At 45.1% G+C, this 23872-nt stretch carries 18 protein-coding genes; 10 read left to right on the forward strand and 8 right to left on the reverse strand.

Annotated features, from left to right (window positions below; genetic code table 11):
* Positions 1-34: 34 nt before the first annotated feature.
* From B7991_RS12775 to B7991_RS12785, 3 genes are read left to right on the forward strand one after another with little or no spacing between them, the layout of a single operon-like run.
* Positions 35-1405: a nucleotide sugar dehydrogenase gene (locus B7991_RS12775; protein ID WP_088631167.1), complete on the forward strand. Its 1371-nt coding sequence runs from the start codon at positions 35-37 to the stop codon at positions 1403-1405.
* A gap of 22 nt (positions 1406-1427) precedes the next feature.
* Entirely contained in the window at positions 1428-2741 is a 1314-nt protein-coding gene (locus B7991_RS12780; RefSeq protein ID WP_088631168.1) for a nucleotide sugar dehydrogenase, read from the forward strand.
* 5 nt (positions 2742-2746) lie between these two features.
* Positions 2747-3958, forward strand: a complete 1212-nt coding sequence (locus B7991_RS12785) for a glycosyltransferase family 4 protein (RefSeq protein WP_088631169.1) — start codon at positions 2747-2749, stop codon at positions 3956-3958.
* A gap of 419 nt (positions 3959-4377) precedes the next feature.
* Here the strand turns inward: B7991_RS12785 and B7991_RS12790 are convergent, their stop codons facing one another.
* Complete coding sequence (locus B7991_RS12790) at positions 4378-5385, reverse strand: CotH kinase family protein (RefSeq protein WP_088631170.1); 1008 nt, start codon at positions 5383-5385, stop codon at positions 4378-4380.
* A complete protein-coding gene (locus B7991_RS12795) occupies positions 5382-8159 on the reverse strand; it encodes a TIGR02171 family protein (protein WP_088631171.1) in 2778 nt (925 codons plus the stop codon). The genes B7991_RS12790 and B7991_RS12795 overlap by 4 nt, the downstream gene beginning before the upstream one ends.
* Positions 8160-8307: 148 nt before the next feature.
* Between B7991_RS12795 and B7991_RS12800 the strand changes: the two genes are divergently transcribed.
* The 7 genes from B7991_RS12800 to B7991_RS12835 all read left to right on the forward strand — a co-directional run bounded on the left by B7991_RS12800 (position 8308) and on the right by B7991_RS12835 (position 17510).
* Positions 8308-10125, forward strand: a complete 1818-nt coding sequence (locus B7991_RS12800; protein ID WP_088631172.1) for an alginate lyase family protein — start codon at positions 8308-8310, stop codon at positions 10123-10125.
* A gap of 25 nt (positions 10126-10150) precedes the next feature.
* Positions 10151-11215, forward strand: coding sequence for a glycosyltransferase family 4 protein (locus B7991_RS12805; RefSeq protein WP_088631173.1), 1065 nt, complete (start codon positions 10151-10153; stop codon positions 11213-11215).
* A gap of 226 nt (positions 11216-11441) precedes the next feature.
* On the forward strand, positions 11442-12566 hold the full coding sequence (locus tag B7991_RS12815) for an O-antigen ligase (RefSeq protein WP_217898065.1): 1125 nt from the start codon (positions 11442-11444) through the stop codon (positions 12564-12566).
* Entirely contained in the window at positions 12563-13426 is an 864-nt protein-coding gene (locus tag B7991_RS12820) for a glycosyltransferase (protein ID WP_088631176.1), read from the forward strand. The genes B7991_RS12815 and B7991_RS12820 overlap by 4 nt, the downstream gene beginning before the upstream one ends.
* 9 nt (positions 13427-13435) lie before the next feature.
* Positions 13436-14509, forward strand: coding sequence for a glycosyltransferase family 4 protein (locus B7991_RS12825; protein WP_088631177.1), 1074 nt, complete (start codon positions 13436-13438; stop codon positions 14507-14509).
* Positions 14503-15441, forward strand: a complete 939-nt coding sequence (locus B7991_RS12830; RefSeq protein ID WP_088631178.1) for a glycosyltransferase family 2 protein — start codon at positions 14503-14505, stop codon at positions 15439-15441. Before B7991_RS12825 ends, B7991_RS12830 begins: the two co-directional genes overlap by 7 nt.
* 29 nt (positions 15442-15470) lie before the next feature.
* Positions 15471-17510, forward strand: a complete 2040-nt coding sequence (locus B7991_RS12835) for a polysaccharide lyase family 8 super-sandwich domain-containing protein (RefSeq protein ID WP_088631179.1) — start codon at positions 15471-15473, stop codon at positions 17508-17510.
* 18 nt (positions 17511-17528) lie between these two features.
* On the opposite strand, the gene B7991_RS12840 is transcribed toward B7991_RS12835, so the two are convergent.
* Genes B7991_RS12840 through B7991_RS12865 form a run of 6 tightly spaced genes read right to left on the reverse strand, consistent with a single transcriptional unit; the run spans position 17529 to position 23868 of the window.
* Positions 17529-18401, reverse strand: coding sequence for a DUF4422 domain-containing protein (locus B7991_RS12840; protein ID WP_088631180.1), 873 nt, complete (start codon positions 18399-18401; stop codon positions 17529-17531).
* Between the two features lie 17 nt (positions 18402-18418).
* Complete coding sequence (glf, locus tag B7991_RS12845) at positions 18419-19543, reverse strand: UDP-galactopyranose mutase (RefSeq protein WP_088631181.1); 1125 nt, start codon at positions 19541-19543, stop codon at positions 18419-18421.
* An 18-nt stretch (positions 19544-19561) separates the two neighbouring features.
* On the reverse strand, positions 19562-20494 hold the full coding sequence (locus tag B7991_RS12850; protein WP_088631182.1) for a glycosyltransferase family 2 protein: 933 nt from the start codon (positions 20492-20494) through the stop codon (positions 19562-19564).
* Between the two features lie 9 nt (positions 20495-20503).
* The gene (locus tag B7991_RS12855) at positions 20504-21631 is read right to left on the reverse strand and encodes a TDP-N-acetylfucosamine:lipid II N-acetylfucosaminyltransferase (RefSeq protein ID WP_088631183.1); all 1128 of its coding nucleotides are present in this window, start codon (positions 21629-21631) and stop codon (positions 20504-20506) included.
* A 57-nt stretch (positions 21632-21688) separates the two neighbouring features.
* Positions 21689-22627, reverse strand: a complete 939-nt coding sequence (locus tag B7991_RS12860; protein ID WP_088631184.1) for an ATP-grasp domain-containing protein — start codon at positions 22625-22627, stop codon at positions 21689-21691.
* Between the two features lie 2 nt (positions 22628-22629).
* Positions 22630-23868: a hypothetical protein gene (locus B7991_RS12865; protein WP_088631185.1), complete on the reverse strand. Its 1239-nt coding sequence runs from the start codon at positions 23866-23868 to the stop codon at positions 22630-22632.
* Positions 23869-23872: the final 4 nt, after the last annotated feature.

Genomic DNA, 23872 nt, shown 5'->3' on the forward strand with positions numbered 1-23872 from the left:
AACCTACAAGTGGTATTTGCTATCTTGTAACATCATGAGTTTTGATACTAAAATCGTTTGCATTGGTGCTGGCTATGTCGGTGGCCCCACCATGACTGTAATTGCCGACAAGTGCCCCGATGTCAAGGTCACCGTTGTTGATATTAACCAGTCTCGTATTGATGCCTGGAATAGCGAAAACCTTCCGATTTTTGAACCCGGCCTGGATGATGTTGTAAAGCGTGCCCGTGGCCGTAATCTGTTCTTTAGCACGGATATCCCTGCTGCCATCAAGGAAGCGGATATCATCTTCGTTTCGGTGAATACGCCGACAAAAACATTTGGTCACGGTGCCGGTAAGGCTTCTGACTTGCAGTACTGGGAAAAGACTGCACGCAACATTTTGGAAATTGCTGACGAAGGAAAGATCATCGTCGAAAAGTCTACGCTCCCGGTACGCACGGCCGCTGCCATGGAACGCATCTTGAATTCGAACGACAAGGGCCTTCACTTTGAAGTGCTTTCGAATCCGGAATTTCTCGCCGAAGGTACAGCCATCAACGACTTGTTTGAGCCCGATCGTGTGCTCATTGGCTCCCATCAGACGGAATCGGGCCTCGCTGCCTGCCAGAAGCTTGTGGACGTGTACGCCCACTGGGTGCCGCGTGACCGCATCCTTACGACGAACCTCTGGAGTTCAGAACTCACGAAGCTTACGGCTAATGCTTTCCTTGCACAGCGCATCAGCTCCATTAACTCCATCAGTGCCCTTTGCGAACGCACCGGTGCCGATGTCGATGAAGTGGCTTACGTGATGGGCAAGGACCGCCGCATTGGTTCCAAATTCCTCAAGGCTTCTATCGGTTTTGGTGGTAGCTGCTTCAAGAAGGATATCTTGAACCTCGTTTACCTTTGCGGATATTACGGACTGCCGGAAGTGGCTGCTTACTGGGAAAGCGTCGTGAAGATTAACGAGTGGCAGACGCACCGTGTTGTGGACCGCATGCTCGAAACGATGTTCAATACGATTGCAGGCAAGAAGATTGCCGTGTTCGGTTTTGCGTTCAAGGCGAATACGGGTGATACCCGCGAAAGCCCGGCAAACCTCGTTGTGCGCGATTTGCTTGCCGAACATGCGCTGCCTGTCGTGACGGATCCGAAGGCTATTCCTGATGCCAAGCGCGACTTGAAGGATGTCATTGAAAAGGTTTCTTTTGAAGAAGACCCGTACAAGGCTGCAGAAGGTGCACACGCCGTTGTCGTCTGCACGGAATGGAAGTGCTTTGCCGAACTTGACTGGAAGCGTATTTACAGCTCGATGGCAAAGCCCGCATTTGTATTTGACGGTCGTAATATTCTTGATGCTGATGCACTTCGCAAAATTGGGTTTGAAGTGACTAGCATTGGTAAGGGTAAGGCAGAGTAATTTATTAGAGAGTAAATGGATTATGGCTTCTATTAGCGTATTCGGGTTGGGGTATGTAGGGTGCGTTGGTATCGCTTGCTTGGCCAAGCTCGGACACCGGGTTGTTGGCTGCGATGTTGACGCAAGTAAAGTAAACCGAATCGCAGCAGGTCTCCCAACTATTGTTGAACGCGATATTGATGAGGTAATGCAGGACGGCTATAAAGCTGGACTCATTTCGGCGACTTCTTCGGCTATCGAGGCTGTTACTAAAACGGATATTTCGTTCTTGTGCGTTGGCACTCCTAATGCTCCAGATGGACGCCTGGATACAACGTATCTGATGTCTGCCGTGCGTTCGATTGCCGAGGCTATCCGTTCTAAGTCGACGTTCCATATTGTGGTAATCCGCAGTACGGTTCCGCCTGGAACGAACGCTCTTGCAACGGCCTTGATCGAAAAGATTTCGGGCAAGCGCGAAGGCATTAACTTTGCTGTGGCCTCGAACCCGGAATTCCTCCGCGAAGGCATGGCTGTGGCTGATTATCTGAATCCGCCGTTGACCGTGATTGGATGCAATAGCCGCCGTGCTTTGGATAGCCTTAGAGGTATATACGAATCCCTTGGTAGCGAAATTGTCGAAGTCGAACCGAAGGTTGCTGAAATCATCAAGTTTGTCAATAACTCGTACCATGCTCTGAAGGTGACGTTCGGTAACGAAATTGGTGCCATTTGCAAAAAGCTCGATATCGATAGCCATAGCGTGATGAACTTGTTCTGCAAGGATACGCAGCTGAATATTTCGCCGTATTACTTCAAGCCGGGATTTGCTTATGGTGGATCCTGCCTTCCGAAGGATTTGCGCGGCCTTAATTTTTTGGCTGAATCCAACCAGGTTGAAGTTCCTGTGCTTTCTTCGATTGAATGCAGCAATAACAGGCATATTGAACGCGTGCTTGAACGCGTGCAGCAGATTGGCGTGCGCTCTGTGGGTATTGTCGGCCTTACGTTCAAGGCGGGGACAGATGACCTGCGCAATTCGGCTGCAATCCGCTTGGCCGAAGGTGTGCTTGGCAAGGGCTGCTCCTTGAGCATTTACGACCGCTATCTGAATATCGCCCGCGAAAAAGAAACGAACTTGCGCGAACTCAACAAGAGAATTCCGCACTTGTTACCGCTTCTGGTACAGAATGTCGAGAATGTCGTGGAATCGGCTTCGCTTGTCATTATCACGGTTCGAAATCCGGAAATTCCAGAACTTATTCGCAAGAATCCTGGAATCCATTTCTTGGACTTGGTGCGCTTGAAAGATTCGTCTGTAGAAACGCTTCCTAATTACGAAGGCTTTTGCTGGTAAATTCTATGGAACAGTCTTTGAAGGAACTTTCTGGCAAGAAAGTTTGCATTGTTGTTGAAAATCTCCCGGTGCCTTTTGACCGCCGTGTTTGGCAGGAAGCGACATCCTTGCATGAAGCTGGTGCCGAAGTGACGGTTATTTGCCCGAAGACAAAAAAGTATCCTCAGGAATACGAGGAACTCGAGGGCATCAAGATTTATCGCCATCCTTTGCCGGAAGCGAAGGGAACGCTTGATTATTTCAAGGAATATTTTTGCGCTCTGTATCACGAAACGCGCCTCCTGTTCAAGGTGTTTCGAAAGCAGGGTGTGCAGGATGTGATTCATGCCTGCAATCCGCCTGACTTGATTTTCATTGCTGCGTTCCTGTTCTTTACGTTTACTCGTTGCAAATTCCTCTTTGACCATCACGATATCAATCCGGAACTCTGGATTGCAAAGTTTGGCAAGAAGGGCTTTGGTTACCGTGCGATGATTCTTGTGGAACGCTTGACGTACCATTTCGCAAAGCATGCCATTGTCACGAATGAATCGTACAAGGAAATTGCGATGCGCCGTGGCCATAAGCGCGAAGAAGACGTAACGATCGTGCGCAGCGGTCCGAACCTTTCGAAGTTGAAGATTGGCCCAGCCAAGCCGGAAGTCAAGAATGGCTTTAAGTACTTGGTGGGTTATATCGGCGTGATGGGCAAGCAGGAAGGCATTGATCTTTTGCTCAAGTCTGTCGATTACATCGTAAACAAGAAAGGCCGCAAGGACATCCGTTTCTGCATCATGGGCGGAGGCCCGTCTTTGGAAGAGCTTCGCGAATTGAACAAGACGATGGCGCTTACCGATTACGTGGAATTCCCGGGTCGCGTGAGTGATGAATACCTCGCTGACGTGATGAATACGGCCGATGTTTGCGTGAATCCGGATTTGCCTTCGGAGATGAATGACAAGTCCACCATGAACAAAATTATGGAGTACATGGCGTTTGGAAAGCCGATTGTGCAGTTTACGCTCAAGGAAGGCAGGTTCTCGGCTCAGGAAGCTTCTCTTTACGCAAAGAATACCGATACGGACGACTTTGCCGATAAGATCCTGTGGCTCCTGGATAATCCTGAAAAGGCTACTGAAATGGGCGACTTTGGCCGCAAGCGCGTGCAGAACGAACTCAGCTGGGATTACGAAAAACCGAAGTTGATTAGCGCTTACAAGAAGATTTTGGGAATGTAGAACTTTATACGGACCTAGTGGCTTGAGAAGATGGAATCCTGAATTTCAAGCGCCCGGTCTAGCGTAAGTTCTATATTTTTCAAGCTCTTTAATTTGCGAGATGCGGTTGCTTTAAGGTATTTGTTTCTATCAGTAATCCATTCTTTCAAAACCTTGATGTTCTCATCGAATGTCGGCTGGGGAATGGGATTGTAAGGGCAGCTGAGCTGCCTTTTTTCGTTATCTTTTTGCGAGCCGCAATAGGCCCACCCGGAATCGGAGTAGTTTCGGCGGAAGGACTCGTTGAAGTAATCAAGAATGGAGTCAATCTTGTTCTTGCCAAGTTCGTGATCGTTGGCAAGGTTGTCGAAATAAGGTTCGATTTGCAGGTATCTTTCGTAAGCGATCTTTTGATACGAGGGGTCGCGAATGAGCTCTCGCTACCAGTATTTTTGTGCGTTGATTCCTTCCGTAGAGAAGTGTTTCTCGGATTTGGTGTTTCCGAGGGTTAAGTCGAAATCCCAAACGGGACCGACTCTCATGATTCCGTTGTGGATGGTGAAGAATAGCGAGCCAGTGTGTAAATCCGGGTCGTTGACGAATTCTTCGATCCAGTAGTAATCAATCATGGATCTCAGGTCTACGTATTTGACGTATTCCGAGAAGTCTTGGGTTGCGATGGCGTTTTCAATGCGTTCCATCTTCTCCTGAAAATCGTACATTTGCTTGGAGGACGGGTCTTCGGGTTCTGTCATGGTGATGCGAAGATGGTTCACGGGAGTGCGGAAATAGACGTCGTCTGCCTTGTTGCGTTTCTCGCTATCGACTAGTTCAAAAAGATAATCGCCGTTATCGACATCGTAGGGGATGCGGCTCTTTTGAAATTCGATTTTCTCGACAATCTGGTAGTTGCCCATGAACGTGTCATTGACCCAAACATCAATGAAGTATGATTCTGGCGAATAAATGAATGACAAGTTGCTGGCGAGATCGTAAATCAGCTTGTTGCGGATTAGCGTCGGGTCGAAGGGGTTGGAAAGTAAAGCCCATTTTTTGGTTTTGCCCATGCCGAAAAGGTTTGTCTTTTTTTCGAATTTGATATTGTAAGGTTTCTTTGGACTTTGTGATGTTGAATTTCCGCGTATTTTGATATGCCCCGAACTTTCGAAGTCCTCTGTGGGGGAGAAATATGAAAAGTGGGTGCTTGCATCAAAAAGGTAGAAGTAGGCGTCCGTGTAATCGCTGCTGTTTATATGATTGGCGTAAATGAATAGCTCTGGTATGGTCTGAGGTGTTTCTCGATTAGGGGCGTTAAGTTGAGAAAAGTCGTATTCTGTAGCGTTGTCTAAAGCGTTGTCGCTGCAACCGCTCAAAATGCTGTGACCAAGAAACAGCACGATTGCGCCAAAAGAATGAAGGCTGTGGATGCGCATGTTGCTATGGATCATTTTGAACTTTTGAATTCTATGTCTAGAGTTTTGATAAGGGAATCTATACGGAAAGTTAAAAGTTCTGCCCCTTTATCTCCCAGGTGATCATCGTCATTGGAAACACCGCTTGTGTAGTCGTTTTCGCCCATGTTGTATTCATCTATAAAAATAAAGTTGGAGTGGGTCGTTGATAAATTATTGATAGATTTGAGTAATCTTGGCGCAATACTTCTTCTAAGTCCATATTTCCCATACGCGCCTGTTTTGTTGTAATTTGGATTCTGTGGAACCTCGACGGCTATAACCCAGATGTTGTGTTCTTCAGCTAACTCAATCAAGGATTCTAAATCTTTTAAATTGCTGTAAAAACGAGTTGAATCTAAATCAAACCAATTGCTATCATTGGAGGGCGATGGATTTTCATTCCAATCATAACTTGCATGGTGCCAATACCCTTTATAAGGCAACATCTTTTTTACATACTCCTCGTCACCTAACCCTTTTTTTGTTTTTTCTAGAAGGCTTTCAGGAAAATTAATTGACCAAAAGTCATGGTTTCGATCGTACGCGTATCCGGGCAAAGTCCATGCTTCTTTATTCCAAAACCCTCCACGAGAGTTGAATCTATCTAAATCAGTGCTGAGAATGATGCATTTAAGTTTTTTAATGTGAGGAATGATATAATTATTGGCAAAACTTAGTACTCCTTGTATAGTATTTTCTACCATAGCGATATTAATTGCATAAATTGGAGCCGAGAAAAGTGTGGGGTCGAGACCGTAGTATGCACGAGATGATCCCATAATAGCAATATTGGCGGAATCTTTATGTTGCCATAGAACCTCCATTTTATATCGCCATTTTAAGGCTCTAGCACTTGCGTTTGATGTGTAATAAACGCCGGCGCTGTCGGGGTCAAGAACGAACTCGCTGCTTGCATCTTGGGACGATTGTGTTTTGCGTTCTACCCACAGGCATGGGTGCCAAAGTTCTTCTCCTTCAGCAAGTTCAAGGATGCTACTGTCAGAAGGATTTGCAAGTACGATTTTTGTGTGGGCGCCGTTTATGTTAGTGAGTGTGGCAACGATGTTGGAAGTTTCTCCGTTGCTTGCCCATTCGCTGTGGTCGAATGTATAACTCTTGGGGGACTTAATGCTTTGGATTAATTTGCCTGTGCTATCGGCGATGAAAATGCGCTCGTGTGTGGCATAGCTTTCCCCGACAAAATCTTCGCCAGGCTCTCCGCTAAAGTCGAGGAATGCCGTGCGTTTGCTTCTGTCTTGGGCGAGTGAAGCATTGCATGCTTGCTGTTTGTCGTACCAAATTGTATCGCGTGCTTTTTCTGTAATGGTAGAGCCTTTTTTAGCAATGCGTGCGCGGAGAAGCCTTGCCCCCGAAATGGCTAAAGTGTTGTCTTCGCTGATGCCTCCGTGATAGGCTCCGTTGAAAAGTTTTTTAGGTGTGCCGAATTTGCCGTTTTCAAATTTAACTTGCCATGTGGACGTTTCCTTGAATGCGGATTCGTCTTTGTTGTTGCCGGCGTCGGTGACGTAAACAATAACGGTGTCGCCGTTGTCTTGAATACGCCAACGCGGGATGGCGGCGCTTTTGACATCCAGTTTTATGCGATGTGTACCTTTGGCGTTCAGGTCTCGCACGTAGAGTTCTGATATTCCTGAGATTCCCTCGGGCTTGGTGCAAAATGCGACATGCTTTCCATCAGGAGAAATATCGGGATGATAGACTTCGATGGAATCGTAAATTTCTGTTACGGATAAGTTTCCTGCATTGTAGTTGATGTAGGCTAGGTTTCCGCTGATATCATTGCGGAAGACGAGAATTGCGTTGTAAGTGCCGGTTAATTTTTTGAGAGCGGCTGCGTCTGCCAATGCGGATACGACGCTTGTCTTTGCCTTGCCGTTAGCGTCAAGCCAAGTTGGGGATGGTATTTGACCGAATGCAAGTCTGAATCCGATGCGTTCTGCGCGCGTCGATGCTTCAACGGTGTAGTCATCGCCGCGGGCAACGGTATTCATTTCGGAAGGCTTCTCTGAATAAAAGCCGCCTTTGAGTACGCGCTCGCCTAGGTCGCCTCCATCAAGGGAGCCGACGTAGTTTGTTACGGTCGTGTCTTGAAAATGCCCAGCCCAGTCGTTCACCCATTCTTTTACATTACCGGCGAGGTCGCAGAACCCGAATGCGTCTGCGCCCGCACTGCATACGTCATGAGCGCGGTATTCCGAGTTGTTTGCGTTCCAACTGAACTTTGCTGGGGCCCAGTCCTTTGATGCCGCTAGAACCCATTCGGCTTCGGTGGGAAGTCGGTAGGCTTTTATTTCTGGATGGAATACGAATGCATCTAAATACGTGCAGTGCCCTTCGCTATCGTATGTCGCTTTGGAGTATGTGTATGATGTGTCGCGATTTTCAGATTTGCTTTTGGCGTTGGCGTAAAGAACTGCGTCGTAGTAGGTGACGTTTGCAAGTGGTAGACTGTCGTTTTCGCATTTGCCGAAATCTTTAAGTTTTTGCTCTTTGGCTAAAGCGCGGTATTCTCCGCAGGTCAATTCATGAATGGCGAGATAAAAGTCGTAATCCAGCTTAACCTTCATGGCTGGGCGTTCCGAGGCCTTGAATTCAGGATCGTTGCTGCCGAGTGTGGCCATGCCGCCTTGGACAAATATCATGCCGTCAATAGCTTCTTGCTTATCTTCGGATATGTCTAGGGTATGGTTTTCGCAGCCCCCCACTAGCAATAGAAACAGAATAAATAGATAGCTCGTTTTTTCCATAATGCACCAAAAAGAGATTTTGAATTAATATATATTTTTCCCCGTGAATCTACAGTGGTACCTTAGAAGATTGCAGACATTTTCTGCCAGTGAAATTCTTTTTCGCGTTCGTCAGCGTATTAGAACCCACATTTGGGATAAGCGTGTAATGGGTTTGTCCAATGCCCCGGTGAACTTGCCAAAATCATCTGTGATTGATGACCCATCGGCGCATTTGCGTTATCCGGTATTTGAAAAGTCAATCGATGTTTTTAAACCGATTGACTGGCATATGGATGTTTCGACAGGGCGAACATTCCCGAAGTCTTTTGCGCATAAGATCGATATCCGTAGTGACAAGTACGGTAGCGCAAAACATGTGTGGGAAGTGAACCGCATGCAGTTTATGCTGCATATTGCGATGCTTTATAAAAAGAGCGGTGATGCAAAGTATTTGGATTTGTTCTGCTATCATTTGTTGAGCTGGAAAAACGCAAACCCGTACATGGTGGGGGTCAACTGGTATAGCAATATCGAAGCCAATCTGCGGTTGATCTGCTGGTATTTTTGCTGGGAGGTTTTTGATGTCGAAAATCTCTGTGCATCGAATACGGTGTTTTCGCATTTTGTTGATTCTGTCTGGCTGCCGCTCATTTTTGAACATGCGGAATATTCGTATAATCATCCGTCGCTTTGCTCTTCGGCTAATAACCATTTGATCTCGGAATATGCAGGCTTGTTTGTGGCTGCTTGCAAATGGAACATCCCGAATCGGGATGCTCGCTTGAAGTATGCGCAGGCTGGGCTTGAACGCGAAATTCTTTTGCAGAATACCGCAGAAGGTGTAAATCGCGAAGAGGCTGCCGAGTACATCCAGTTTATAGACGATTTCTTCTTGATTGCCGCTGTCGCAGGGCGCCATGCTGGTGCTGAATTTTCGAAAGCTTACAAAGAGCGTTTGCATGAAATGGCGCGTTACATGAATGCGTTTTTAGATTGCAATTTCAATTACCCGATGTACGGTGATGGCGATGACGGCTTTGTACTCCGCCCTGATGTTGGGGGGCATTTCAACAACTTCAAGTCGTTGCTTGTTTCGTTTGCAACTTACTTTGAAGATGCTTCGCTCAAACGCGCAAATAATGGTTGGGATGAAAAGAATGAATTGCTGTTCGGTGCTACAGGTCGCGAAAAGTTTGAATCGCTCATGGTTGCGGATGAACAAGAATCACTTGGCCGCAATCATTTTTGCCCGGAAAGCGGACATTTTATTTTCCGCAAGGCCGTAAAATCTTGTGACGATGTGAAACGCGCAGGCAATTTTACGGGTGTGCGCGAGACGTATCTGCATTTTGATGCGGCCCCGCTTGGCTTTTTAAGCATTGCCGCTCATGGCCATGCCGATGCGCTTAGCTTTATTCTGCATGTCGATGGCAAACCCGTGATTGTCGACCCGGGTACGTTTACGTACCATACGCATAAGGATTTGCGTAGTTACTTTGTAAGTACGCTTGCGCACAATACGGTTTGCGTGAACGGTAAAAATCAGGCTTTGCAGGCGGGCCCTACCATGTGGCTTTCGCACTACCATTGCAAAACGTTGAATGTTGTCGAGGACTTTGTCGAAGCAACGCACGATGGCTACCGCAAGGATGGCGTGAAGCATGTCCGCAAAATCGAATACAATCGCGAAAAGGATGAATTCACGATTACGGATACATTGCATGGGCACGCGCCGTTTACGGCAGAAATCCCGTTCCATTTATATCCGACAGCGGATGTGCTGCTGAAGGGTTCTTTGGCAACGGTTGATGTGCCTGGTGCCCGTCGCGTTCAGATTGCTCTTGACGAGAAACTTTCGTATTCCATTCGTGAAGACGGCTGGTATTCTGAGCACTTTGGCGATAAGGAACCGGCGCGATACCTATATGCAAAAATTGAATGCAGGGATTCTGTAGAAATCGTGACGAAGATAAGCGTGCTGTAGTCTTTTATTTTTCTAGATTTCATGCATGTTTGAAAAGGTTTGTCACATTGGCCCTGCGTTAAATGTTCAGGGGGGCATTAGCTCTGTACTTGTAAGTTATAGGGATTTGTTTGATCTTCCTGAAAAGAACTTTATTTCTAGCTATAACGGCTCGTTTATCAAATCCTTGCCTTTGTTTTTTTGCTTGTGCTTAAAGCTTTTGCTGAATCCGCCCAAGGCTCCTTATTTTCAGATCCACACCTCTTTTAACGGCAGCTTCTTTCGTAAGTTCCTGATAAGCCTCTGTCTCCGTTTGCGCAGGAAAAAATATATCGCCCATATTCACGGTAGCCAGTTTAAAAGAATGTGTACGACATCGCCTGCTCTGGTGAAATGCTTTATCCGCAGTTACTTTAAACATTCAGCGATGGTCATCTGCATTACGCCCGATATGCAGGAATTCCTAGATGATTTTGTCGGGAATGGCGCTTGCCGCTATGTCGTTATTCCAAACCCGTGCCCGACTATCGCTGCTGCGCCTGTTGATTTGACATCGCATGGCTTGCCTGTCAAGATTGTTTTTTCTGGCCGCTATGGACATCGAAAGGGCGTGTATGATTTGATTGAGGCGTTTTCTAGAGCGACGTTCAAGACGCCTGTGGAACTCTATTTGTTTGGCGACGGCGAGGTGGAACAAGTCAAGGCGAAAGCGGCTGCCTCTCCTAAAACGACTCTCATTCATGTTTCCGATTGGCTGAAGCATGGGGACTATCTGAAACAATTGTCAAACTTTGATTTGCTGGCCTTGCCCTCGTATGCTGAAACTTTTGGCATGAGCCTTGTCGAAGCGATGGGAATTGGGCTTCCTGTTGTTGCTGCTCGTTCGGGGGGCGTTCCTTTTGTGGTGCGCGATGGCGAAGATGGCTACTTGATCGATGCGGGTGATGTGCAGGCTTTGTCCCAAAAATTGCAATGTCTCGTGGATGATGAAAAAATGCGCGTCCAGATGGGGCGTGATGCTTGGAATGGATGCAAAGACCGTTTTTCTGGTGTGACCGTTTTAAAATTGCTGAGAGATTGTTACGATAGATTGGAATTGAAAAATGCTTAGTGCTGTTATCTACTTGATCTTTTTTGCACTTTTAGGCGGAATGCTGTTGGGCCGTAAGGATCAATCCTACATATGGGTTTTTCTGAGCCTTTTGATTTTCCCTCCATGTATTTATTTTACTAAAAGTCCGCAGGTATCTCCTCAGCAACTTCTTCTTTATACATTCTTTATTGTTTGTTTTTTGTGGAATCGCAAGGACCTTGTCGAAGCTATTTTTAAGCATCCCTTGCGGATTCCTTTAGCGATGCTTGCCATGTCGTTGATGGCCTCGGCCTTTTTGAATGGGGAAGGGATCAAGGGCGGTTATAATGCATTCCGCTATTACATGGAAAACTACGCTTATCTTATTGTTGCCTTTGTGGGTGGCCTGAATTACAAAAAGATCAATTTGGACAAGCACTGGTTTTATCCGGTTGTTGTCGTTTGCATTTTGGGAATCCTTGAATTTATTTCGAAGTCCAATATCGTTTTCCCGTTGATTTGCAAGGCGTTCCCCTATTATGATGGGTACTACGACTTGACGAATGCCGTCACGGCTTCCAGAACTTATCGCTCCAGAATTTTTCTCACGACGACACATCCTACGGCTTTTGGGAGTATCTTGTGCTGCGCCCTGATGTTTTTCACTTGCCGGATGAAGTCCTTGTCTCTTCCGCGAAATAAGATGTGGCTTATCTGGGGTTCGCTCTGCTTGCTTATTTGCCTTTCCGGGTCTAGAACGGCTGTTGTCTGTGCCATGATGGGCTTGGGGCTTTATGTCTTTATGAAGGTCGGTATCCGCGCTAGGATTATGATTCTGGTCCTTGTCGGGTTTATGATGGCGGCTATTTTACCTAGGGCCATAGAGGAGTTTTCTGTAGAAGGGCAGGGAAGCTCCATGAGCATGCGAGAAGAACAGCTTCTGTTCTCTTATTTGCACTTTGTGAAAAGCCCTATCTATGGCAATGGTGTCCGCTATATCAGTAAGTATGTGATGGAGCGAGATACTTATAATGATCGCGTGGTCGATTCGTCAATTGGCGGTTTGGAATCGGTTATTTTCTTCCAGCTGATTGATTACGGCCTGATCGGTCTTGTTTCTTATATTCTCTTGTTCCTGTTTGCTTTTATCTACTTCTTTAGGCGCAGGCGGTTTACGCATGCCCAAGCGGGGCTGCTTATTACGTGCTGTTTCTTTGTCTTCGCTTGCCTTTCGGGTGAAATCGGGGGCAACAACTCCTTTGCGTATATGCTAATGGGCTACTGCATGGGGGCATCTCGTCGGGAAGAAGAAGACGAAAACGATGAAACCCGTGAAATCGAAAAGTCTCCGGATGATGAAGAATCTGAAACGGAGGCCTTGAGCGCATGAGCCTTTTTTCTGCCATTATAACGACTCGAAATCGCAAAGAGCTTTTGGAAAAAGCTATTGAAAGCGTCCTATCGCAAACGGTGAAGGATGTGGAATGTGTTGTCGTTGATGATGCATCTGAAGACGGAACTAAGGAAACTTACGAGAAGGACCCGCGCATTGTCTATGTCCGCATTGATGCTAAGGATTCTCGTGGTGGCAATTATGCACGCAATCAGGGGATTGCCCATGCAACAGGTGAGTTCCTTACATTTTTGGATGACGATGATACCTGGGCTTCTGATAAGCTAGAAAAACAGCTGGCGCTGTATCAAAAACATCCCGGTTCCGTTATTTTTTGCGGAAGGACTTTCAGAAAAGTTATCGATGGAAACGTCCAACTGCATACGGTGATTCCGCCGAAAAAGTTTACGGGCGATATTTCGCGATTGATTCGAATGACTTATGTCACATCGACATCGTGCTTGTTTTTCCCACGGGCCTTGCTTGAAAAGGTCGGAAATTTTGATGAACGCTTGACCTTTTGGCAGGAATATGAACTTTGCATCCGTTTGGCGCAAGTTGCAGAATTCCATTGCGTTGAGGAACCGCTCGTCGTCTGCCTTGATGAAGTCGGCGTCAAGTCGCGCGTCTCGAATAAAGTTTTGAACTGGAAAGAGAACGTATCGTATATTAGGAATAAGCATAAAGCGTTATATGATGATTTGACCTTTATGGAAAATTGGGCTTATCATGCGACCTTGATGAAGGATGCTTTCCGCCGCCATATGCGTGCCGGAAAAAAAATAAAAATGCTTTATTACGGATTTATGCGCTTGGTGGTTGAATTTATTCCTTCCCGAATTTTGCATTTTTTTTGAGGTTGAAAAATGAGTGTGAAAACCGTTTGCTTTTATCCGACGAATCAAAAAAGAACGAATCATTTTCTGTTCAATCTTTCGACGCTTTTGGATGCTTCTGGCAAGTTTAATTGCATTGGCTACAAGGATGTGAAAAAACAATCTCCGGGAAAGATTTTTTCTGCAGATGTTTATCATATCAACTGGTTTGATCAAAGCAAAGATGTGGTTTCATTTCTCAAGCGTCTGTATTTTTTGGTAGCGCTTAAGTTGAAGCACAAAAGGATTGTCTGGACGATTCACAATATAACGTCGCACGAGAAGACTCCTTTTTACAATAAGATTTTGTTCAAGATGCTTGCCCGTTTTTCTGATGCCATACATATCATGTGCGGGGATACGGTCCGAATTGCGCATTTAGAAAAGTATGCGGAAAAGATAAAGCGCATTCCTCATGGAGATTATTATGGCTCGTATCCCGAAAGCGATTTTGATGTCTATGGTCATTATGGCATAGAAAGAAGTAGGCCGATATTCTTATTTTCGGGTGCAATTCAGCCTTATAAAAATATCGAAGTTCTGATAAAGTCTTTCAAGAAAGACTGGAACTCCGAAAGTGCAATGGAATGTAAGCCGGTCCTGTTGATTTGTGGCAAGGTCGAACCTTCTTCGTATAAGGATTCTATTCAGAAATTATTGGACGATGAACAGGATGTGATTTTTGATCCGCAATTTATCCCGGATGAAAAATTGGCGGCCTATATAAAGGCGGCTACAGTTTTAGTGGCTCCTTACAGCTATCGTTCTTCTCTTAATTCCGGGACGATTCCGCTGGCGTTCTCGTATGGAAAGACGATTGTTTGTCCTGATATCCCGTGTGTGAAGGATATTGTTAAAGAGAACGATTGCTTGTACAGTTACCATTACAGTTCAGAAGCTCAACATATAGAGAAACTTTCTGAAATGCTGATGCTGGTTTATGCGGATTATAAGTCGGGAAAACTTTTGGAAAAACAGCACGATGCAATGGCTTATATGGAACGCAATTCCTGGAAATCCCATAAGGATGAATGGATTTCTTTGTATGAGGGCGAATCATGCTGACGTTTGTTTTGCTGGATTACAAATCTGCTGAGGCCACCATCAACTGTGTCTCTCATTATGCTTTGAAATGCAAGAGCTCAAAGGAACCGATTTCGTTTGTTGTCGTTGACAATAGTGATGACATTGAAAACTTTGAAAAGCTTTCTGCTGCATGGCCTTCTGTATCTTGCTGCGAGTATGACGATTCCGTCTTAGAAGAAAAGGTTGCTAACGGGTATCGCCTTTTTTTGTGGAAAAATACATGCAATGCGGGCTATGCCAAGGGCAATAATGCTGGCGCACAAATTGGTGCCAAATTTTTGAACAGCGACTATTTTATTTTTTCCAACAATGATATTGTGGTGCTGGACGAGGAACTTTCTGTAGAAAATTTAATCGCGGAAGCGAATATTTCGAATGTGGCGATTGTCGGGCCGTCCATTGTCGGGAAGGATTCCAAACCGCAAAATCCCTATTTCGAAAAGTCATTCTTCTTGCGTTGGGGATTAGAAAACCTCTGTTATCCATTTGCTAGGTTGCTGCCGAAAAAATGGAGCTCGAGTGACCTCGTTGAAAAATTTGTTGAAAATCCAGTATTTCGGGTTATGGGGTCCTTCTTTATTATTTCTAGGAGCAAGTTCGAAGAGGTCGATGGCTTTGATCCGCATACATTCTTGTTTGCTGAAGAACTGATCTTGTCGCGAAAACTCCATGATCGGGGTTACGAAACGCATTATTTGCCTTCTGTGCACATGCTGCATAACCACTCTGAAATTATCGGCAAGAACTATAATTATGGCCGGAGGCTTATGCTGCGCTTTGAATCGGAAGCGTATTATTATAGGAACTATGTTGGCATTGCTTCTTGGCGCATTGCACTTGTCCGCATGATTGTGAAATCTTATATTTTGCGAAAGAATATCGTCAAGCAGATCAAATCTCTGCTTAAGTAAAATTCAGACAAAAAATTAAAAGGGGTTATATGAAGTATTGCAAGGTTATTTTCATTACTCTCTTGGCTGTCGCCGGTTCCATGGCTAATGAAACGGATACCCTGTTCCAGCGATTGAAAAACGGTTACGCTTTTACAGAATCGATGGAGTCCGTAAAGGAACTGATGCAGGAACAGCGTAAGGATGGCACGTGGCCCGATGTGAAGTACAAAAAGGGGAGCGTCCCTATAAACCACTTGAAAAAAACGCGATACTTGTCGCAGGGCTTTAACCGCTATTGTTCAGAAGCAAGCCGAAAGGACTTTTGCGATAATCTGAAAGGTTCTGTTGTCAACTCGCTGCAATACTGGTTCTCGAATAACAAGGACTATGTCAGTGACAACTGGTGGTCAAACGAAATCGGTATCCAGCAGGAATTAGCTCCGATACTCTTTATGATGTGGAATGAACTTTCGGAATCCTTGAAAAAACAGATGATTTCGCAGTTCCCGGAAACTCCGAGCGGCAATGGAACTAATAGAACTTGGCTTGCGGAATTGGTGGCTATCCGTGGCATCTTTGAAAAGCGTGATTCTCTCATCGAATTGGGCGTGAACGAGATTGTATCTACGATTCAGGAGACCGGTCGAGAAGGTCATCAAGTTGACCATTCTTATTATATGCATGGCAACCTTTTGTATAGCGGTGGTTATGGAAAGGTGACGCTTTCTATTGCCTCCCATTGGGCCTCTGTATGCCGCGGAACAAAGTTTGCATTTAACGGCGAATCAATGAAAGCGTTGTCGGCGTTGGCCCTTGATGGGACTCGCTGGATGATGTGGAAGGGAATGGTAGACCCGATGACGATGGGTCGTGAAATTTCTCGTAAGGGCGAAAACAAGATTGCGTCTGGATTCTTGCCGATTATCGAAAACCTGAGCGCTGCAGACACTCTCCATAAAAAGGAATATGATGCTTGGAACCGTGAAATTTCTGGCGCAAATTCTTTGAACGGATGCCGATATTTTTGGCGCAGTGAATTTATGGTTTGCCGCTCGAATGGATATTATATCTCCCTTAAAATGTCTTCGAGAAGAACTGTAGGTAGTGAATTTGTCAACCGTGAAAATAGCCAGGGATTCTGGCTTGGAATGGGTGTTCTTTCCCTGTACCGTCATGGCTATGATTTTGACAATATCTACCCGCTTTGGGACTGGACGAAAATTCCTGGAGTGACTAGCTACGGTGTATCGGCGCAGAAAGATAAACAGCTGACGAACAAGTCTGAATTTGTTGGCGGTCTTGGCGATGAAAACATTGGCGTTGCATCGATGGAAAGTAAAAGGCCGGGACTGGAAGGGCGCAAAAGCTGGATCTTTTTGGACAATAAAGTCGTGGCTCTTGGTGCAGACATCAAAAGCAATTTAGACAATGAAGTCTTGACGACCTTGGACCAGCGCTATTTTAGAACGGCGGTCCTGGGCGATAAAAAATTGACCAAGGTCACGGATTCTGTCTATAGTTTTAATGCGGTGTGGCACGATAGCATTGGCTATAAGAGCTTGGATGGAAAGCCCATCTACGTAAAGACTCAGAATCGAAAGGGCTCTTGGAAAAACATTGGCACGCAAAAGGGTGATGAAAGCGATTCTCTTATTACTATTGTGCGTGTGCATGGTGTAACGCCCAAGGACGAGAGCTACGCTTATGCCATCGAAATGAATGTCGGAAGCAAACAGTTCCCGAAATGGATAAATAAGAAAGATATTGAAGTTCTTGCCAATGATTCAAAAGCGCAAGTGATTCGCTATACTCCGAAATCTTATGTCGCAGGCACCTTGTATGAACCGCAGACGATCGAACTGAAATCGCATCGTATCAGCTTCTCGGCTCCTTGCACATTCTTGATGAGACAGAACGGTTCGGAAATGCATTTTGTATTGGCCGATCCGACAAAGAACCTGCAGAATATGAAGATTACCGTTGAAAAAATAACAAAGAGCAAGCCTTCTTTGGCTTACTCTGTTATCGTGAATTTCCCGCAAAATCTTGAGGCCGGGAAAAGCGTAAACGCTTGGTTTGAACTGTAATTTTTGACGGAACGAAAATCACTTTAGGTTAAAGGATTTGGGCGGAAACCTTGGCAACAGCAACTTGAATGCCAAGGAATTCTTCAACTCCTTTAACTTATAAGAGATGATGTTGTAGTGGAGCAAATTGTCTTTTGCTTCGGTAAACCAGATGACGGGCTGTTCAACGAGATCTTTTTTCTGGGCTTCCAGCCATACGTTGAAAAGCCTTTCTGCAATGTAGCCGTAAATTCTTTTTTGAACGCTGTCGTAATGGCTGATGTCCGTTTTTTCTTCGATGGATTTTAAAAGCGGAAAGAGCCAGGAACAGTACTGATCGAAATCCTGCCATTTCATAATGAACATGTTGAAGTGCCTTAGCTTATGGCCTTGAATCATGATATTGAAATAGGCTCTTCGGATATTTTCAGGTTGCGTTTCGACGATTATTTTTTCTAGCGTTCGCAAGTCTTCACTGATGTGATTGAAACAGTAGTCGTCGACAAGCGTCCTGGTGTAAAGTTTTGGCTTTGCAACGATGACTTTCCCTTCGCTTACCTTGTCGATGTATTTTTGAGGAATTGACAAGTCCAGGGATTCAAACTTTTCGGTCGGGAAATTTGTTTGTGGAAAGCCTTTTCGACATTGATTATGGAAGTCGAAATAGCGGCGGTAATGGCAAAGACCAATGACGTCTACATTCTTGAGATTTTTCCAAGCCCAGTACATCCCGGTCAGTTCGCAATAGCTTTGGTTCTTGTGGCTAATGTTTTCGCCTTCATTGTCGGGCTGTATGCTTAAATCCTTGTCAGAAAGAGCTTTTCCAACGTGGATCGGGAAATAGGGCGCTTCGGTTGCCATGATATCTTTTTTGTGGCAACAGACAAGAATTTTGACATTTGCGTGGGTCATGTGGTTTTCTGCAATTATTAAATGTTTTCGATATTCAGCACCTGTTCAATGACGGGCGCCATGTCAAAGTATTTGTATTGCCCGAGGCGTCCACCGAAAATGATATCCGGTTCTTTTTCGGCAAGCTTGCGGTATTCCTCAGCCAGCTTGTTATTGCGCTCGTCATTCACGGGATAGTATGGCTCCATGCCTTCTTTGTATTCCGTGGAATATTCTTCCGATACGACGGTCTTGGGGCAAGCGTAGACGTCGTTACCGAACATTTCGAAATGCTTGTGCTCTATGATGCGTGTGTAGGGCTGGTCATGCGAAGTGTAGTTGACAACCGCATTTCCCTGAAAATTCGGCGTGTCTTCGCTACGGGTCTTGAAACTAACGGTTCGCCAGTCGAGCTTGCCGAATCTGTAATCAAAGAATTCGTCAATGGCTCCTGTAAAGACGAGCTTGTCTGCGATGTTTCGCCAGTTGTCCTTGTATTCCTTGAAAAAGTCTACGCCAGTAAGAGTCTCGATTCCCTGGAGCATCCCGTCAATGAGCTTGTTGTAGCCCCCGATGGGAATTCCCTGGTATTTGTCGTTAAAGTAATTGTTGTCGAATGTTAAACGGACCGGAAGGCGCTTGATGATGAATGCGGGCAGGTCCGTGCATTTGCGGCCCCACTGTTTTTCGGTATATTCCTTGATGAGCTTTTCAAAAATGTCCTTGCCGACAAGCGTGAGCGCCTGTTCTTCGAGATTGGCTGGCTCGCGGCCGTTCAGTGCGGCGAGGGCATCTGCTTTCTGTTCCTCGATTTTTGCCAAAGCTTCTGCCGGTGTCGTGACACCCCACATCTGGTAGAAAGTGTTCATGTTGAACGGCAGATTATAAAGCTTGCCTTTGTAATTGGCGACGGGGCTGTTTGTATATCGATTGAACTCGACAATGGAATTTACGAAGTCCCATACGCGCTTATTTGAAGTATGGAAAATGTGGGCTCCGTACTTGTGTACGTTGATTCCTTCAATATTTTCGCAGTAAACATTCCCACCCAAATGCGGGCGTTTGTCGATGACAAGGCTTTTTTTCCCGGCTTTGGCGGCACGGTAGGCGAATGTCGCGCCATAAAGACCGGAACCGACAATGAGGTAGTCGAAATGATTCATAATAGGCAATATAGCTTTTTAAATGATTTTCTTTATTTTGGACAGTCGCTTTTTCAGGGATTTGATTTTCCTTTTGAGCTTTATGCGACGGTGCTTTTTTTGCAGAATGCTCTTGCTTAATCCGAACTCCTCTGCAATCTTGTAACATGCCTGTTCTTCGTCTTTCAAGTGGTTTTGTTCACAGTAATCAAAGGTGAGGAATATGCGATCGTCCAAATATTCAATATGGTTCTGGTGCAAGAACTGGAATTGCTTTGCAAAAACCTGAACTCTTGTTTCGAGGCGGTCATTGGAAATTTGTTTGGAAACGCTTCCTTCGCGGCTTGTAATGCAGTTGAGTGCTCGCATGTCTACGGCGATTTTCTTTGCGTAATAGCCGGCCATGTACGAGAACTGGGTGTCGTTATGGATTTTTGTTTCTTCAAATCTGATGTCGTGCTCTTCTATGAAATCTCGGCGGATCAGTTTTCCCCAGGGTTCCCCGTATGCATAGCGCATTTGGAATTCTGCTTTGGCGGGGTCTTTTTTGTAGAGCTCGAAAATCTTGTTGATGTGGCTGCACCGATAGGTTTGTGTGTACAAATCAGAGTCTATCGAAATGGCGTTGAAGAAAATAATATCGTTATCGCTGTCTTTATACTGCTGGAAAACATCACGGATGCAGTAGTTGAAATAATCGTCGGCGTCAATAAAAAGAACGTACTTGCCTGTGGCTAAAGAAAGCCCTTTGTTTCTTGCGGCGCCCCCGCCAAGATTTTTGTTTTGGTAAATGAACTGGATCCACGGAAATTGCGATTCCATTTCTTTAAGTTTTGCGACGGAATCGGAATTGCTGCAATCGTCAACGACGAGAACCTGTATATCGTTTTGCTGTGGAATGGAGCTTATACAGCGCATTAGCAACTGCGGGATGTTGTAGTGCGGGATAATAATGGAAAAATTATATTGCATAAGCTCTGTTTAAACCTTGGTGATGTTGTCGAAAAATCCTTGCAACGATTTTATATAGGTTTCGAAATTTTCATCATTAAGAACAAAAGTGTAATTTGCTTTTTGAGACTCAATATCGAGAGGTTTTTCGAAAAAGTCTTGATGTAGGTCATCTTCGATATTGAAAATTTTTACATTGTGCTGCTTAAAGTAATTATAGCCAACGGAGTCCTTGTACATCAAGATTTTCTTTCCGGTGTAGAGCATCCTGAATATATTCCCGACTGCTTGCTGGCGGATATGCCCGAATATGGCGACACTGCATTCGTCAATGATTTTAAAGTATTCTTCTTTTGGAATAAAGTCTTCTAAAAAGCGAACTTTGACGGTCTTTAATGTTGCTGCAAACGACTTCAGCGCTTTTTTGTACGTTTCCTGATTGCTTGGGTAGCTGATGGGAATGTAGACCGTGCATTGGATATTCCTCTTTTCGAGAATCGATAAAATATCAATATGGTTGTTTGTCGGGTCTACACTGTTTCCAAGAAGAATGGATGTCGTTGCCTTTGTGTATGGCGTGAAGGCGATCGAGTCAGAGGGATCGATATAGCGGAACGGGAAAAATTTAAAGTGCGGGTATTTTTTATGGATGTAGTCGAATTCAATCGGGAGAACAACGGACAAGTAAGGAATTTTACTTATCAGCGCATCGTATTTTTTCTGGCGCTTTGAAACAATCCCGAATTTGTGGGCTAAAATTAGAATGCGGTCGTGCAATGTTTTAGGCTTGATGTTGGCCGCTGCTCTCGTTTTAGGCTTATACAAGGAGAGCGTTATCGGTTTTGCCAAGACGCTGCTTTCGTCGGAGTAAATGTCGTATCCCCAAGAGTTCCAGAGAATAGGAACGTTTAAAGATTCAACCTTGTTTTGCGGGATGCAGAAAGAGTGTAAAACGACGTAGTCGAAATGATCGTTGTTTATAAATTCAACAATTTCATCGAAAGTCTGGAACAACTTGACGTCTGGACTTTTGATGTACTTGAGAGTGCTATTTTCAGTCTTTACGCAAAAAACGGAGTCGACGCCTTTCAGGAGGCTGAACTGATTGATGGCGCAATCGATAAATTTTTCGTCAAGGCTTATGTGGGCGATTCTCATAAATTTTCTATTTGAATGTTGTGCAAAGAATGGACTCTCGTGGCTTTGTATTTGTTGTCATTGGATGACTTCAATATATTTTTTGATGATAATTTGTTTGGTAAGTTTTATCTGGCCTTGAATTTCCTTCCCTTCCATGCAAGCCATGTGACTGTTGATCATGTCATAGCCGCAGAGCACTGAGAAGGCGACTCCTGCTGAAAACCTGGGATTGATGTCGATAAGGTAATACTTCCCGTTATTCTCGACGAATTCCATGTTCACGCATCCATTGATGTTGAGCTTACTGCCGATGTGGCGTGTGAGCTCAATCAAGGAATCATCCGGCGTGATTTCTACGGATGTGCCTGCTCCGTTCTTTGTCCTTAGAAGTTCCTGACGCGGAATGGCGACATCCGTACTAAATTTTGATGAACGGCAGTAGTCCACTGTAAAGACTTCGCCGTCAATCATTTCCTGGATGATGTAGACATCCTTGTTCTTGATGGCGTTCAGTTGTTCTCTTGTCGCATCAAGGAGCAGGCCTTCGCTACTTCTTCCGTTAAACGGTTTGGCAACGCAGTGGAAATCAATGGTTTCCGGGAGGTTGCTGAATTTGAATGTCCTGATTGAGGGAACGAATGGATCGTCTTTGAAAAAATTGTAGAGGGCGTACTTGTCTCGGGCAAGGACAAGTACATCCGCACTTTGCATGCAGAGATGGATTCCGGTATCCTTGAAATAAGACCTGTTCCTGTTGATGACGTCGATTTCTAGGTCCGTAAGTGGAATGATGTATTGCAAGTTATGTTTTTTGCAGGTGTCTACAAGGAATTGACAATATACGTCTTCTTTTGTTGCGAATGGAGCCTGGATGAATACGTCACAGAGCTTGGTTTCGTGATGCCACTCGCCTGGATATATGTCACAACCGACAATAAAGTGCCCCTTTTCCTTGAGCTTGGAAATGGCGCAGGCTGCAGACATGGAGCCAATTGCAGTAATTAGGATGTTCATAGTTAAAAACCTTCGTATCCGAGGTGTTTAAGAATTGTATTTAAGTTTTGTCTTTTCCGGATGATGACAGGATTCCCTTGTGAGTCCTGCTTTATAATTGGACATTGGGGATTGATAAAAAGCGGGGTGAGATTTTGCCTGTAGGCACCTACGCCCTTGAAGACGATATAGTCACCATGGGAATAGTGGTTGAGCTTTACTTCAGTTGCGATTTTGTCCACTTCCATGCACGTCGATCCGACGATGTCTGCCGTAATCGTTTCTTCATCGGCGTTTTCGCTGAATGTACAGAAAGGACAGTTGTTGCTCAAGAACGTTCGCACCTGGAATTGGCTTGCGTCTGCGACGACAAAATTTTTGCCACATACCTGCTTGTGCTGGACAATCTTTGTCACCAGTTCAAAAACATTGGCAACTACGGCTGAACCCGGCTCTATGACAATGTATGGCTTGTGCGCCTGGAACCAGGAGTCACTTAGCATGATATCGCAAATGCCTTGCGCGTAGTCTTTGTACTGGGGCTTGCGCGATACGTCAATTTCTTCAGGTGCTGCCCCAAAAAAGCTGCCGCCTACATCTAGGTACTGGACATCGTCTAAGTCAAATTCCTTGCAGACCGAAAGGAGCCTGTTTGCTATGGTCTGGTAGTTTTTGACCGTCCTGTCAGATGATGTAGTGTGTCCGTGGAGCGATATAATCTTTATGTTGTTTTTTTTCAGGACGGGTATGATGTCTTTTAAAAGATCGCTTGTGAAACCAAAGCGACTTTCGTGTAGCCCGGCTTGAATTGAGGATTCTCCCGAATCATTCTTGATTTCCATGTTGATTCGGAGCCCAACGCTAATGGTGTGACCGGGGTTCTTTTGCTGTAATTCCAATAGAAGAGCAACTTCATAAGCGCTATCTAGTTGCAATATGGAATTGTTCCGGGTCGCCGTGTCTATGTCATTTATAGTTTTGACAGGTCCGTTAAAAATGATGTGATCTGTCGGATACCCCAGCTGGATAGCCATGTTGTATTCCATGGTGGATACAACTTCGGCATAAACATTGTTTGCCTTGGCTAGCGTTAAAAGGGGCGGTGTGTAATTCGTCTTGAATGAATAAGAAAGAATGAAGTTTGGGTATATATCCGTAAATGCCTTGCGGAACGATTGCAAGTTATTGACGAATCGCTCTGGGTACACAAAGTAAAACGGGGTGCCGCATTCATGGTCGACTTTTTTAATGAGTTCAAACATTGCA

Origin of the sequence: Fibrobacter sp. UWB3 (assembly GCF_002210405.1) — a bacterium.
Lineage (GTDB): Bacteria > Fibrobacterota > Fibrobacteria > Fibrobacterales > Fibrobacteraceae > Fibrobacter.

Coding starts and splice junctions, on each gene's coding strand:
- B7991_RS12775 (WP_088631167.1), top strand. CDS start 35: ATGAGTTTTGATACTAAAATCGTTTGCATTGGTGCTGGCTATGTCGGT.
- B7991_RS12780 (WP_088631168.1), top strand. CDS start 1,428: ATGGCTTCTATTAGCGTATTCGGGTTGGGGTATGTAGGGTGCGTTGGT.
- B7991_RS12785 (WP_088631169.1), top strand. CDS start 2,747: ATGGAACAGTCTTTGAAGGAACTTTCTGGCAAGAAAGTTTGCATTGTT.
- B7991_RS12790 (WP_088631170.1), bottom strand. CDS start 5,385: ATGATCCATAGCAACATGCGCATCCACAGCCTTCATTCTTTTGGCGCA.
- B7991_RS12795 (WP_088631171.1), bottom strand. CDS start 8,159: ATGGAAAAAACGAGCTATCTATTTATTCTGTTTCTATTGCTAGTGGGG.
- B7991_RS12800 (WP_088631172.1), top strand. CDS start 8,308: ATGGGTTTGTCCAATGCCCCGGTGAACTTGCCAAAATCATCTGTGATT.
- B7991_RS12805 (WP_088631173.1), top strand. CDS start 10,151: ATGTTTGAAAAGGTTTGTCACATTGGCCCTGCGTTAAATGTTCAGGGG.
- B7991_RS12820 (WP_088631176.1), top strand. CDS start 12,563: ATGAGCCTTTTTTCTGCCATTATAACGACTCGAAATCGCAAAGAGCTT.
- B7991_RS12825 (WP_088631177.1), top strand. CDS start 13,436: ATGAGTGTGAAAACCGTTTGCTTTTATCCGACGAATCAAAAAAGAACG.
- B7991_RS12830 (WP_088631178.1), top strand. CDS start 14,503: ATGCTGACGTTTGTTTTGCTGGATTACAAATCTGCTGAGGCCACCATC.
- B7991_RS12835 (WP_088631179.1), top strand. CDS start 15,471: ATGAAGTATTGCAAGGTTATTTTCATTACTCTCTTGGCTGTCGCCGGT.
- B7991_RS12840 (WP_088631180.1), bottom strand. CDS start 18,401: ATGACCCACGCAAATGTCAAAATTCTTGTCTGTTGCCACAAAAAAGAT.
- glf (WP_088631181.1), bottom strand. CDS start 19,543: ATGAATCATTTCGACTACCTCATTGTCGGTTCCGGTCTTTATGGCGCG.
- B7991_RS12850 (WP_088631182.1), bottom strand. CDS start 20,494: ATGCAATATAATTTTTCCATTATTATCCCGCACTACAACATCCCGCAG.
- B7991_RS12855 (WP_088631183.1), bottom strand. CDS start 21,631: ATGAGAATCGCCCACATAAGCCTTGACGAAAAATTTATCGATTGCGCC.
- B7991_RS12860 (WP_088631184.1), bottom strand. CDS start 22,627: ATGAACATCCTAATTACTGCAATTGGCTCCATGTCTGCAGCCTGCGCC.
- B7991_RS12865 (WP_088631185.1), bottom strand. CDS start 23,868: ATGTTTGAACTCATTAAAAAAGTCGACCATGAATGCGGCACCCCGTTT.